At 72.0% G+C, this 12,255-nt stretch carries 12 protein-coding genes; 9 read left to right on the forward strand and 3 right to left on the reverse strand.

What is annotated here, in order from left to right; translation table 11 throughout:
- Positions 1-93 precede the first annotated feature (93 nt).
- Both RWS82_RS02705 and RWS82_RS02710 read left to right on the forward strand, forming a co-directional pair.
- The gene (locus tag RWS82_RS02705) at positions 94-1,410 is read left to right on the forward strand and encodes a hemolysin family protein (protein ID WP_314646624.1); all 1,317 of its coding nucleotides are present in this window, start codon (positions 94-96) and stop codon (positions 1,408-1,410) included.
- On the forward strand, positions 1,407-2,468 hold the full coding sequence (locus RWS82_RS02710) for a hemolysin family protein (RefSeq protein ID WP_314646627.1): 1,062 nt from the start codon (positions 1,407-1,409) through the stop codon (positions 2,466-2,468). The genes RWS82_RS02705 and RWS82_RS02710 overlap by 4 nt, the downstream gene beginning before the upstream one ends.
- Before the next feature lie 72 nt (positions 2,469-2,540).
- Here RWS82_RS02710 and RWS82_RS02715 read toward each other — a convergent pair whose 3' ends face one another.
- Positions 2,541-3,608, reverse strand: coding sequence for an NADH:flavin oxidoreductase/NADH oxidase (locus RWS82_RS02715; RefSeq protein WP_314646628.1), 1,068 nt, complete (start codon positions 3,606-3,608; stop codon positions 2,541-2,543).
- A gap of 56 nt (positions 3,609-3,664) precedes the next feature.
- Between RWS82_RS02715 and RWS82_RS02720 the strand changes: the two genes are divergently transcribed.
- From RWS82_RS02720 to RWS82_RS02740, 5 genes are read left to right on the forward strand one after another with little or no spacing between them, the layout of a single operon-like run.
- On the forward strand, positions 3,665-4,495 hold the full coding sequence (locus tag RWS82_RS02720) for an ADP/ATP-dependent (S)-NAD(P)H-hydrate dehydratase (protein WP_314646629.1): 831 nt from the start codon (positions 3,665-3,667) through the stop codon (positions 4,493-4,495).
- Entirely contained in the window at positions 4,492-5,727 is a 1,236-nt protein-coding gene (locus RWS82_RS02725; RefSeq protein WP_314646631.1) for a hypothetical protein, read from the forward strand. Before RWS82_RS02720 ends, RWS82_RS02725 begins: the two co-directional genes overlap by 4 nt.
- Positions 5,728-5,731: 4 nt before the next feature.
- Positions 5,732-6,046, forward strand: a complete 315-nt coding sequence (locus RWS82_RS02730) for a thiamine-binding protein (RefSeq protein WP_314646633.1) — start codon at positions 5,732-5,734, stop codon at positions 6,044-6,046.
- 43 nt (positions 6,047-6,089) lie between these two features.
- Positions 6,090-7,319, forward strand: coding sequence for an MFS transporter (locus RWS82_RS02735; RefSeq protein WP_314646636.1), 1,230 nt, complete (start codon positions 6,090-6,092; stop codon positions 7,317-7,319).
- A 9-nt stretch (positions 7,320-7,328) separates the two neighbouring features.
- Positions 7,329-7,937 (forward strand): NUDIX domain-containing protein, encoded by a 609-nt coding sequence (locus RWS82_RS02740; RefSeq protein ID WP_314646638.1) that lies wholly within the window; start codon positions 7,329-7,331, stop codon positions 7,935-7,937.
- Positions 7,938-7,965: 28 nt separating this feature from the next.
- Here the strand turns inward: RWS82_RS02740 and RWS82_RS02745 are convergent, their stop codons facing one another.
- Together RWS82_RS02745 and RWS82_RS02750 are read right to left on the reverse strand one after the other, a co-directional pair.
- Positions 7,966-9,174: a homoserine O-acetyltransferase gene (locus RWS82_RS02745; RefSeq protein ID WP_314646640.1), complete on the reverse strand. Its 1,209-nt coding sequence runs from the start codon at positions 9,172-9,174 to the stop codon at positions 7,966-7,968.
- A gap of 108 nt (positions 9,175-9,282) precedes the next feature.
- Positions 9,283-10,605 carry a bifunctional o-acetylhomoserine/o-acetylserine sulfhydrylase gene (locus RWS82_RS02750; protein WP_314646643.1) on the reverse strand — a complete coding sequence of 441 codons (1,323 nt, stop codon included), beginning with the start codon at positions 10,603-10,605 and terminating at the stop codon, positions 9,283-9,285.
- 148 nt (positions 10,606-10,753) lie between these two features.
- Between RWS82_RS02750 and RWS82_RS02755 the strand changes: the two genes are divergently transcribed.
- Positions 10,754-11,536: an SDR family oxidoreductase gene (locus RWS82_RS02755; protein WP_314646646.1), complete on the forward strand. Its 783-nt coding sequence runs from the start codon at positions 10,754-10,756 to the stop codon at positions 11,534-11,536.
- A gap of 2 nt (positions 11,537-11,538) precedes the next feature.
- The gene (locus tag RWS82_RS02760) at positions 11,539-12,252 is read left to right on the forward strand and encodes a uracil-DNA glycosylase (protein WP_314646648.1); all 714 of its coding nucleotides are present in this window, start codon (positions 11,539-11,541) and stop codon (positions 12,250-12,252) included.
- Positions 12,253-12,255 lie beyond the last annotated feature (3 nt).

The following is a 12,255-nucleotide window of genomic DNA, read 5'->3' on the forward strand; positions in this document are numbered from 1 at the left end:
GGAACTCTGTAGAATCGTCCTCACTATGGACGACCCTCCCAGTTGCAGTACATCGCCCCACTGTCCGCCTCTCCTGCCGGAGGGGAACCTCTGATGGACTACATCATGTTGGGCGTGGGGCTCCTGCTCACGGTCGGCACCGGCCTGTTCGTCGCGAGCGAGTTCGCGCTGGTCAACCTCGACCGCGCCGACCTCGAGGCGCGGCAGGAACGCGGCGAGTCTCGGCTCTCGCTGACGATCAGCGCGCTGCGGCACACCTCGACGCACCTCTCGTCCGCCCAGCTCGGCATCACGCTCACGACGCTCCTCACCGGGTACACGATGGAGCCGGCGCTGTCGAACCTGCTGCGGCCGACGCTCCTGGCGTGGCGGCTGCCCGAGCCGGTCGTCGCTCCGATCGCCACGGTGGTGGCGATGTTCCTCGCGACGGTGGTCTCGATGATCCTCGGCGAACTCGTGCCCAAGAACTTCGCCCTCGCCCTGCCGCGGGCGACGGCCAAGCTCGTCGTTCCGTTCCAGGTGCTGTTCACGACCGTCTTCAAGCCGGCCGTCGTCGTGCTGAACGGCAGCGCGAACGGCGTGCTGCGCAGCATGGGCGTCGAGCCGAAGGAGGAGCTCTCCGGGGCGCGGAGCGCCGAGGAGCTCTCGTCGCTCGTGCGCCGCTCGGCCAGCGCGGGCGTGCTCGAGGCCGACACGGCGACGCTCCTCGACCGCACTCTCACCTTCTCGCGCCTCACGGCCGCCGACGTCATGACCGCACGACCGAGCATGCACGCCATCGCCGCGGGCGACTCGGCCGACGACGTCATCCAGCTCGCGCGCCGCACCGGCCACAGCCGGTTCCCGGTGTACGACGACGACCTCGACGACATCACCGGCGTCGTGCACCTCAAAGCGGCGGTGTCGGTACCGCGGGAACGACGGAGCGAGGTCCCCGTCGGGGCTCTCTCGACCGAGCCCCTCCGCGTGCCCGAGACCGTGCATGTCGACGGTCTCATCTCGGAGCTGCGCGCTCGCGGCTACCAGCTCGCCGTCGTGGTCGACGAGTACGGCGGCACCGCGGGACTCGTGACCCTGGAGGACCTGGTGGAGGAGCTCGTCGGCGAGGTGTCGGACGAGCACGACCGCACGCGCGCCGGAGTGATCCGCGGGCGCGACGGTCTCACGTTCCCTGGCGAGCTGCGACCCGACGAGCTGCGCAGCCGCGCGGGCATCGACGTCCCCGAGGGCGATGTCTACGACACGGTGGCCGGCTACGTCATGAGCGTGCTCGAGCGGGTGCCTGTGGTGGGCGACGAGGTGCCGCTGGACAGCGGCACGCTGCACGTGGTGCGCATGGACGGGCGCCGGGTCGACCGCATCCGCTTCGTCCCGAGACCGGACGAGACGGAAGAGGGGGTGACCCGATGAACGATTGGGCGGGACTGGCCTGGCTCGTCGTGCTGCTGCTCGGCAACGCCTTCTTCGTCGGCGCGGAGTTCGCGGTGATCTCGGCGCGACGTTCGCAGATCGAACCGCGGGCCGAAGAGGGGTCGCGCGCGGCCAAGACCGCGCTCTACGCCATGGAGCACGCGACCCTCATGCTCGCGACCTCGCAGCTGGGCATCACCATCTGCTCGCTGCTGATCCTGAACGTCTCGGAGCCGGCGATCCACCACCTGCTCGCCGTGCCGCTGCACGCGCTGGGATGGCCGGATGCCGCAGTCGACGCGGTCTCGTTCGCGATCGCACTGATCATCGTGTCGTTCCTGCACGTCGTGTTCGGGGAGATGGTGCCGAAGAACCTCGCGTTCTCGGTGCCCGACCGTGCGGTGCTGCTCCTCGCCCCGCCGCTCGTGTGGGTGTCGAAGGTGTTCATGCCCGTGATCTGGGTGCTGAACGCCGCGGCCAACGCGGTGCTGCGCCTGTTCCGCGTCGAACCCAAGAACGAGGCCGCCTCGACGTTCACCCTCGAGGAGGTCGCGACGATCGTCGACCAGTCGCGCCGCGAGGGCGTGCTCATGGACACGGCGGGGGCGGTCGCCGCCGCGGTCGAGTTCACCGACAAGAAGGCCCGCGATGTGGCCGTTCCCCTGAGCGACCTCGTCACCCTGCCGGAGTCGACGACGCCGGATGACATCGAGAAGGCCGTGGCACGCTACGGCTTCTCGCGGTACGTGATCGTCGATGACGAGCACGCGCCCATCGGGTACGTGCACCTCAAGGACATCCTGCGCGCCTCCGACGGCCCCGACGCGGATGCCCGCATGTCGGAGCCGCTTCCCGCCAAGCGCATCCATCACATGGTGCCGGTGCAGGAGGACACCGATCTCGAGGACGCCCTCGCGGTCATGCGCCGCGCCGGGCGGCACCTCGCGAAGGTGCGCGACGCTCAGGGCGACACGACCGCGGTGCTCTTCCTGGAGGACATCCTCGAGGAGCTCGTGGGCGAGGTGCAGGACGCCACCCGACGGGTTCGCGGTCACTGACCTCGACCCGCGACGAAGGCCGCCGACCCCGCGGGGGGACGGCGGCCTTCGTCGTACGGCGGGGCGACGCGCTCAGCGCCAGCGCGAGCGGTCGTACTGCGGGGGCCAGGGCACGTCGTCGCCGAGCTCGTGCGCGGCGCGCAGGCCGAAGTGCGGGTCGCGCAACCACTCCCGTCCCGCGAAGATCGCGTCGGCCGCGCCCTCGGCGAGAACCTCCTCGGCCTGCGCGGCGGCCGTGATGAGGCCCACCGCCGACACCGGGATGCGGCCGCCCTGGCGCACGGTCTCGGCGAGCGGCACCTGGTATCCGGGGAAGACGTCGATGCGCTGGTGGGCGACCAGCCCGCCGCTCGAGACGTCGATCAGGTCGGCGCCGTGGGCCGTGGCCCAGGCGCCCACCTGCGCCGCCTCCTCCGGTGAGAACCCGCCCTCGGCGTGGTCGGTGGCGGAGATGCGGACGAAGACCGGAACGCCGTCGTCGACCGCGCCCCGCACGGCGTCGAGGACGCGGAGGAGCAGACGGGCGCGGTTCTCGAGCGTGCCGCCGTACTCGTCGTCGCGCCGGTTCGACAGCGGCGAGAGGAACTGGTGCAGCAGGTAGCCGTGCGCGCCGTGGATCTCGAGCACGTCGAACCCGGCATCGACGGCGCGACGGGCCGCGTCGCCGAAGGCCGCGACCACCCGGTCGATGCCCGCGGTGTCGAGTGCAGCGGGCTCGGCGTAGCCCTCGAAAGCGACGGCGGAGGGGGCGGTCGTCGTCCAGCCCCCCTCGGTCTCGGGCACGGAGCCGCGCGCGTCGGCCCAGGGCCACCACGTCGACGCCTTGCGACCGGCGTGGGCGAGCTGGACACCGGCGAGCGAGCCGCGGTCGTGGATCGCCCGCACGATGGGCTGCCACGCGTCGCGCTGCTCATCGGTCCACAGCCCTGCGTCGCGCGGGGAGATGCGTCCCTCGGGGACGACGGCGGTGGCCTCGGCGACGATGAGCCCGGCGCCGCCGGAGGCGAACTGGGCGAGGTGGGTGTGATGCCACTCCTGCACCACCCCGTCGACGGCGCTGTACATGCACATGGGCGACACCCAGAGGCGATTGCGGAACTCGACGGAACGGATGCGCAGGGGAGAGAAGAGGATGCTCACGGATCGACGCTACCGCCGAGCGCACGGGGTGCGGGCCGCCCGGCTAACGTGGACTCATGGTCGAGGTGCGCGAATGGTCCCGCGGTGACACGGCGCGGGTGCTGCGCGCCCCCACTCCCGACGACGACAAGTACTCGCGCGGCGTCGTCGCGCTGCGGACCGGTTCGCCGGCCTACCCCGGCGCCGCCGTGCTCGGTGTCGAGGCCGCGTGGCGCGCGGGCGCCGGCTTCGTATGGTACGTGGGGGAGGAGCGGGTCGCGGACGCCGTCCTCACCCGGCGCCCCGAGACCGTGACGGGCAGCGATGTCGGCCGCACGCGGGTGGATGCCTGGGTCATCGGATCGGGGACGGATGCCGCGCACCGCCGACCCGAGGAGGAAGAGCAGCTGCGGGCACTGCTGCGCGGCGACGCGCGCGTCGTGGTGGACGCCGGAGCGCTCGACCTCGTCGACCGTCCCACCGCGCCGACCCTGCTCACGCCGCACGCCAAGGAGTTCGCGGCCCTGCGCCGTCGGCTCGGTCTGCCGACCGGAGGCGATCGCGCCGCCGAGGCGAGCGAGGTCGCGACGGCGTTGGACGTCACGGTGCTCCTGAAAGGCTCGCGCACTCTCGTCGCCTCACCGGACGGCGGTGTGATCGCGATCGGTGCCGGCACCGCATGGCTCTCGACGGCCGGCACGGGCGACGTGCTCGGCGGGGCACTCGGCGCGGTCCTGGCGTCGGCGGCGGCGTCGCCGCTGGCCGAGGCGGCCGCGGCCGGGGCGTGGCTGCACGGTCACGCCGCCCGGATCGCCTCCGGTACGACGAACGGGGAGCCGGGGCATCCGATCGTCGCGCTCGACGTGGCGGAGGCGCTGCCGCGCGCGATCGCGGACGTTCTGGCGTGACGCGCCGGACGGCCCAGGTCGCGGCGCTGTGGGCGGTCTTCATCCTCGCCCATCTGACGACGGCATGGCTCGGCTGGGTGCTTCCGAGTCAGCCGATGGGCGACGTGGTGCTGGTGTACGAGCCGTGGGCCTCGGCCGCTCTCTCCGGCGGACCGGTCGTGGGCGTCACCGAGCCATGGGTGTACCCGCAGCTCGCCCTGCTGCCGATGCTCGCCGCGAAGCTGCCCGCGTCGCCGCTGGTCGCCGCCCTCGGCGTCTCGGCCGCCTACCTCATCGCGTGGGCGGTGCTGGCGACCGTGCTCGACGCCGTCGCCTTCGCCGTGCTGATCGGGCGCCGGCCCTCCGCGCCCCGACGTGCGGCCGGCTGGTTCTGGTGCGCGGCGCTGGTGCTGCTCGGACCGATCGCCCTCTACCGCCTCGACGCGATCACACTGCCCCTCGTGGTGATCGCCGGGCTCTGGCTCGCCTCTCGGCCGGCGCTCGCCGCCGCCCTGTTGACGATCGCCGCCTGGGTCAAGATCTGGCCGGGGGCGGTGCTCATCGCCGGGCTGATCGCCGCTCGACACCGGGCGCGGATGCTCGGGTCGGCGGTGGCCGTGACCGTCGTCGTGCTCGCGGGCCTGCTCCTGCTCGGCGCGCGCGAGGAGATCGTCGGCTTCCTCGGCGCGCAGTCGGGCCGGGGGCTGCAGATCGAGGCCGTCGCCGCGACGCCGTTCCTCTGGCTCGCGGCCACCGGGGCAGCGCGGATCGAGTACAGCTTCGACATCCTGACCTTCCAGATCGACGCGCCGGGTGCCGAGGCGGTCGGTGCGGCGCTGACGGCCGCCATGGCGGTGGTCGTCGGCGGCATCATCGCGCTGGGTGTCTGGCGGGCGCGACGCGGTGCGGCGTCGGCGCGGCTCCTCCCGCCGCTCGCGCTGAGTCTTGTCGTCGCGCTCATCGTGACGAACAAGGTGGGTTCGCCGCAGTTCCAGGTCTGGCTCCTCGCGCCGGTCGTGCTGTGGCTGGCGGTGGACCGCGCGCGGGCGCAGGTCGCGGCGCTCCTGGTGCTGGTGCTGTGCCTCCTCACGTTCCTCGTCTACCCGCTCGCCTACGACGCCCTTCTCCAGGCGCAGCCGCTCCCGGTCGCCCTGCTCACCGCGCGCAACGCGCTGCTCCTCGTGCTCCTCGCCGTCGGCATCCGCGCCGTGGTGCAGGTCCCCTCCGTCCGACCCTCGACCCTCCGGGAGTGAAACCATGCTGATCGCCTTCTCCGTCGCCCCGTCCGGCTCCGCCAGCGCCGACGGCTCCGTGCACGATGCGGTGGCCGCGGCCGTCCGCGTCGTGCGCGAGTCGGGCCTGCCGCACCGCACCACGAGCATGTTCACCGAGATCGAAGGCCCCGACTGGGACACGGTGATGGATGTCGTCAAGCGCGCCACCGAGGCCGTGATGCCCTTCGGCTCCCGGGTGTCGCTCGTGCTCAAGGCCGACATCCGTCCGGGCTACTCTGGCGAGCTCGACGCCAAGCTCGAGCGTCTCGAACGGGCGATCGACGCCGACGCCGAGTAGTCGCCGGTCGGCCGGCATGCCGCTCAGCCGGTAAGCTGATCCGGTGAATCCCTCGACTGAATCGAGGGGTGCGGCGAAGTGGGCGCTCCTCTCCCTCGCCATCGGCAGCTTCGGCATCGGCATGACCGAGTTCGTGATCATGGGCCTGCTGCCCGACATCGCGTCCGACCTGCTCCCTTCCCTCTGGGCATCCAGCCGAGAGGACGCGCTCAGTCAGGCCGGCTGGCTCGTCTCGCTGTATGCGCTCGGCGTCGTCGTCGGCGCCCCGACGATCGCGGGCTTCGTCGCGCGCTTCCCGCGCCACCGGGTGATGATCGTGCTCGCGCTCGCCCTCACGGTGTTCAACGCCCTCACCGTCGTGCTCCCGACCTTCGAACTCGTCGGAGTCTCCCGCTTCCTCGCCGGCCTCCCGCACGGGGCGTACTTCGGCATCGGTGCGCTCGTCGCAGCCGAGGTGATGGGACCGGGGAACCGGGCCAAGGGCGTCGCCTTCATCCTCACCGGCCTCACCGTCGCGAACGTCGTCGGCGTTCCGCTGGGGACCTTCCTCGGTCAGCAGTTCGGATGGCGGGCGGCCTTCGCCGTCGTGACGCTGGTGTTCGCCGCCGCGACGGTGTGCATCGCGCTGCTCGTGCCGGAGCATCCGGGCACGCCGGGGCGCACCATGCGTCAGGAGCTGGGCGTCTTCCGCATCGGCCAGGTGTGGTTCACGCTGGGGGTCGGCGCGATCGGCTTCGGCGGGTTCTTCGCGGTGTACAGCTACATCGCGCCCCTCGTCACCGAAGTCTCCGCTTCGCCGGCGTGGGTGGTTCCGATCATCCTCGTGCTGATGGGTGTCGGCATGACCGCCGGCAACCTCGTCGGCGGTCATCTCGCCGACATCGACCTGCGGCGCACGCTTCTGATCGGCCTGACCGCGATGGCGGTCGTGTTCGCGGTGCTCGCCCTCGTGTCGACCTGGATCATCCTGCTCGCTCTGCTGGTGCTCGTCGTCGGTTTCGTCTCGTCGGTGCTGAGCCCCACCATCCAGACGCGCCTGATGGACGTGGCGGGCGACAACCAGTCGATCGCCGCGGCCATGAACCACTCCGCCCTCAACATCGGCAACAGCCTGGGTGCCTTCCTCGGCGGTGCGGTGATCGCGGCGGGGTGGGGCTACACGGCCCCCTCGTGGACGGGCGCCGCACTGGCGGTCGCCGGTCTGCTCATCGCCCTGCTGTCGTACCGCGTCGAGGTGCGCCGCCGTGCAGTCCGGGAGCGCGTCGCGGCGTAGGGTGAGGGGGTGGACGCCCCCGATGACCTGCCCGTCGCCGGGACGGTCGTGATCCTCCGCGACGGCGGCGACGGTCTCGAGGTGCTGCTGATGCGGCGCCCCGATCGCGGCTCGTTCGCCGGGGGCTGGGTGTTCCCCGGCGGCAAGGTCGACGAGGTCGACCGCCGTCCGGGCGACTCCGAGATCGACGATGCGCGCCGTGCCGGCCTCCGCGAGGTCGCAGAGGAGGTGGGTATCGAGGTCGCCGGACTCGTTCCGCTCTCGACCTGGCACCCGCCCGTCGAGGTGCCGACGCGCATCCGCACCTGGTTCTTCCTCGCGCAGGCTCCCGCCGCCGAGCCCGTCCCGTCACCCGCCGAGGTCGAAGAGATCGCGTGGTCGTCTCCGGCGGCGGCGCTCGCGCGTCATGCGGCGGGGGAGTGGACGCTGTTCCCGCCGACCTGGGTGACGCTGCACCGACTCTCGACGTTCGCCGATGCCGCGTCCGCCCTGGCGGCAGCGGGCGCCCCGGTGCTGTTCCGCACGCGCGTGGTCGAGCGCGACGGCGGGCGCGACTTCGTGTGGGAGCAGGGCACGCTCGACACCCGCGCGCTGCCCTGGCGTTTCGTCGAGGCGTGACCCGCGGCGGCCCGCTCGGTCGCCGCGCTCAGCTCTCGAACAGACGACGAAGATGCGCGCCGACCGCGTCCGTCTCGATGAGGAAGCCGTCGTGTCCGAAATCACTCGTCAGCACCACGGCGTCGTTGCCGTCGAGGGTGTGCGGGATGCTGCGCGCGATGCGATGCTGCCCGTCGACGGGGAAGAGCCGGTCGCTGTCGATCCCCAGCACCAGCGTGGTGGCTGTCACGGTGCGAAGGGCCTCTTCGACGCCTCCGCGATCGCGCCCCACGTCGTGCGAGTTCATGGCCTCGACGAGCGTGATGTAGCTGTTCGCGTCGAAGCGACGCGTGAACTTGTTGCCGTGGAAGTCGAGATACGACTCGACGGCGAAGCGGCCGCCGTGGCCGAGAGGGGAGACTCCCGACTGCCACGAACGTTGGAACCGCTGATTGAGCTCGATCGGGCTGCGGTAGTTGAGGAGGGCCATGCGGCGGGCGAGCGCCAGCCCGCGGTGCGGACCGTCGCCGTCGTCGAGGTCGTAGTACTCGCCGCCGAGGAACCGAGGGTCCATGCGGATGGTCTCGATCTGCACGGTGTTCAACGCGATCTGATCGGCCGTCGTCACCGGGGGTGAGGAGAGTACGGCGAGGCGCTCGACGCGGTCCGGATGGGTCACCGCCCACTCCAGGGCGTGCATGCCGCCCATCGACCCGCCGATCACCGCGGCCCAGGCGTCGATCCCCAGCGCGTCGGCGAGACGCACCTGCGCGGCGACCTGGTCGCGCACCGTCAGGTAGGGGAAGCGCGAGGCCCACTCGTAGCCGTCGGGGGCCACGCTCGCGGGCCCGGTGGAGCCCTGGCATCCGCCCAGCATGTTCGGGGCGATCACGAACCAGCGGTCGGTGTCGAGGGGAGCGCCGGGGCCGGTGAGGTCCTCCCACCAGCCGGCGGTCGGATGCCCGGCGCCGGCCGGCCCGCGCACGTGGCTGTCTCCCGTGAGCGCGTGCAGCACGAGCACCGCGTTGTCGCGGGCGGCGTTGAGCTCGCCCCAGCTCTCATAGGCCAGACGGATGCTCGGCAGCTCGGCGCCGCTCTCGGTGCGGAAGGCGCCGGAGGCGGCGAAGCGTCGGCCTCCGGCCGGGTCGCCGTCGCGCCAGGCGCCGGTCGCCGGCGGTCGGGCGCGCAGCAGGCGGACATCGGCGTCGGTCACGAGCGCCGACGGCACCGTGTCCTCGGAGGTCGTCTGCCAGTCCATGCTCCCCATTCTCCCGTGGCCGGAGGGGCGCGCGGCGAACGTTACGTCGCGCCACGCAGACGGATGCCCCGGACCGCGGTGGTCCGGGGCATCCGTCTCTGCGCGCGATCAGGCGCGGGCGGCCTCGCTGACGCGGCGCGCCGCGGCCAGGGCCTGGTCGAGGTCGGCCTTGAGGTCGTCGATGTTCTCGATCCCGACCGAGAGGCGCACGAGACCGGGCGTCACGCCGGCGGTGAGCTGCTGCTCGGGGGTGAGCTGCGCGTGCGTCGTCGACGCGGGGTGGATGACCAGCGAGCGCACGTCGCCGATGTTGGCGAGGTGGCTGAACAGCGAGAGGCTGTTGACGAACTCGCGTCCCGCCTCGACCCCGCCCTTCAGTTCGAACGACAGCACCGCGCCGACGCCCTTCGGGGCGTACTCGTTCGCCTTCGCGTACCAGGGCGACGACGGCAGGCCCGAGTAGTTGACGGTGGCGACGTCGTCGCGACCGTCGAGCCACTCGGCGATCTCCTGGGCGTTCTGCACGTGGCGCTCGATGCGCAGGGACAGCGTCTCGACGCCCTGGATGAGGTTCCAGGCGCTCTGCGGCGAGATGGCCGATCCGAGGTCGCGCAGCAGCTGCACGCGGGCCTTGATGATGTAGGCGAGCGGGTCGCCCACGGCCGCGGTGTAGCTCGCCCCGTGGTACGAGGGGTCCGGCACCGTGAGGCCGGGGAACTTCTCGACGTTCTTCGACCACTCGAACGAGCCGCCGTCGATGATCACGCCGCCGATCGTGGTGCCGTGACCGCCGAGGAACTTCGTGACCGAGTGGATGACGATGTCGGCGCCGTGCTCGAACGGACGGATGAGGTACGGCGTGGCGATGGTGTTGTCGACGATGAGCGGCACGCCGCTCTCGTGCGCGACGTCGGCGACCGTGCGGATGTCGAGCACGTTGATCTGCGGGTTGCCGATCGTCTCGGCGAAGAAGAGCTTGGTGTTGTCGCGCACCGCGCGGCGCCACTCCTCGGGGTCGTCCTGGTTCTCGACGAACGTGACCTCGATGCCGAGCTTCGCGAGCGTGTACTTGAAGAGGTTGTAGGTGCCGCCGTAGATCGAGCTGGAGGCGACGAAGTGATCGCCGGCCTCGGCGATGTTGAGGATCGCGAACGTCGACGCCGCCTGGCCGCTGGAGAGCACCAGTGCTCCGGTGCCGCCCTCGAGCGCGGCGAGGCGCTGCTCGAGCACGTCCTGCGTGGGGTTCTGGATGCGCGTGTAGATGTTGCCGAACTCGGCGAGCGCGAAGAGGTTCGCCGCGTGGTCCGCGCTGTCGAACACGTACGACGTGGTCTGGTAGATCGGCGTGGCGCGGGCCTTGGTGACGGGGTCGGGCGCGGCGCCGGAGTGGATCTGCTTGGTCTCGAAACGCCAGGTCTCGGGTGCGGGCATGTGTTCCCCCTGGAACGATCGGTCGGAGTCGACGGCGGATGCCGCTCCAGCGAGAGTACGGAAGGGGACCGGCTGTCAACAACGGCCGGGAAATGTGACGTAACACGCGCGGTCGGCGCGACGGCGCGGAACATCGTACGGTGGAGGCATGGCCAACAGACGTGCAGTGGTGACGGGTGCGAGTTCGGGGATCGGGGCGGCGACGGTGCGGGAGCTCCGGTCGCGCGGGTGGGACGTCGTCGGCGTCGCCCGCCGCGAGGACCGGCTGGCGGCCCTCGTCGCCGAGACGGGAGCGTCGGCGGTGGCGTGCGACCTCACCGATCCCGTGGCCGTCGACGCTCTGATCGCAGAGCTGGAGGCCACCGGCCCCGTGCACGCGCTCGTGCAGGTGGCGGGTGGTGCACGCGGCACCGACCGCATCGAGGACGGCTCGGCCGAGGATTGGCAGTGGATGTTCGATGCCAACGTGCTGTCGACCCAGCGGCTCGTCTCGGGGCTGCTGCCGCTGCTGCGCCGCGCCGCCGCGGCCGACGGGCATGCCGACACCGTGTTCGTGACGTCCACAGCCGCCCAGGCCGCCTATGCGGGGGGCGCCGGCTACAACGCCGCGAAGGCGGCGGAGGCGATGCTGGTGCGCGTGCTCCGCCAAGAGCTCAACGGCGAGCCGATCCGGGTGGTCGAGGTGGCTCCGGGCATGGTGCACACCGAGGAGTTCACGCTCAACCGCCTGCGCGGCGATTCGGTGGCGGCGGAGTCGGTGTACGCCGGGGTGGAGGCGCCGCTGCGCGCGGAGGACGTGGCCGATGTCATCGCCTATGCGCTCGATGCCCCGGGGCATGTGAACCTCGACCTCGTGACGATGCGCCCCGTGGCGCAGTCCGCTCAGCACCTGCTGGCGCGCGGCCCCCTGCGCGTGCGGACGGCGGACTGAGGGTGGCCCGTACCCTCGCGCAGCTCGCGGCGGACGGGGAGATCGATCCGGGCTGGGCCGACGCGCTGGCCCCGGTGCAGGACGACATCGCGGCGCTCGGCGAACGGCTCCGCGCCGAGGATGCCGCCGGTCGGGGTTACCTGCCGGCGGGTCGTGACGTGCTCCGTGCCTTCCGGCGCCCGCTGGACGACGTGCGGGTGCTGATCACCGGTCAGGATCCGTATCCGACGCCCGGGCATCCCATCGGGCTCTCGTTCGCCGTGGAGGAGCACGTGCGCCCGCTGCCGCGCAGCCTGGTGAACATCTATGCCGAGCGGGAGAGCGACCTCGGCATCCCGCCCGCGCCGCACGGCGACCTGTCGGCGTGGAGCGATCAGGGGGTGCTGCTGCTGAACCGTGTGCTCACCGTGCAGCCCGGCGCGCCGGGATCGCATCGCCGGTGGGGATGGGAGCGCGTCACGGAGCTCGCGATCCGCGCGCTCGTCGCCCGCGACCAGCCGCTCGTGGCGGTGCTCTGGGGGAAGGACGCGGAGGGGCTGCGCCCCCTTCTCGGCGACACCCCGATCATCGCCTCGGCGCATCCCTCGCCGCTGTCGGCGCGGCGGGGCTTCTTCGGATCGCGCCCCTTCTCCCGCGCGAACGCCCTGCTCGCCGACCTCGGGGCGTCGCCGATCGACTGGCGGGTGGAGGGAGAGGCCACGGCCTCCCTAAGCTGAGCC

Source organism: uncultured Microbacterium sp. (assembly GCF_963528945.1).
Lineage (GTDB): Bacteria > Actinomycetota > Actinomycetes > Actinomycetales > Microbacteriaceae > Microbacterium.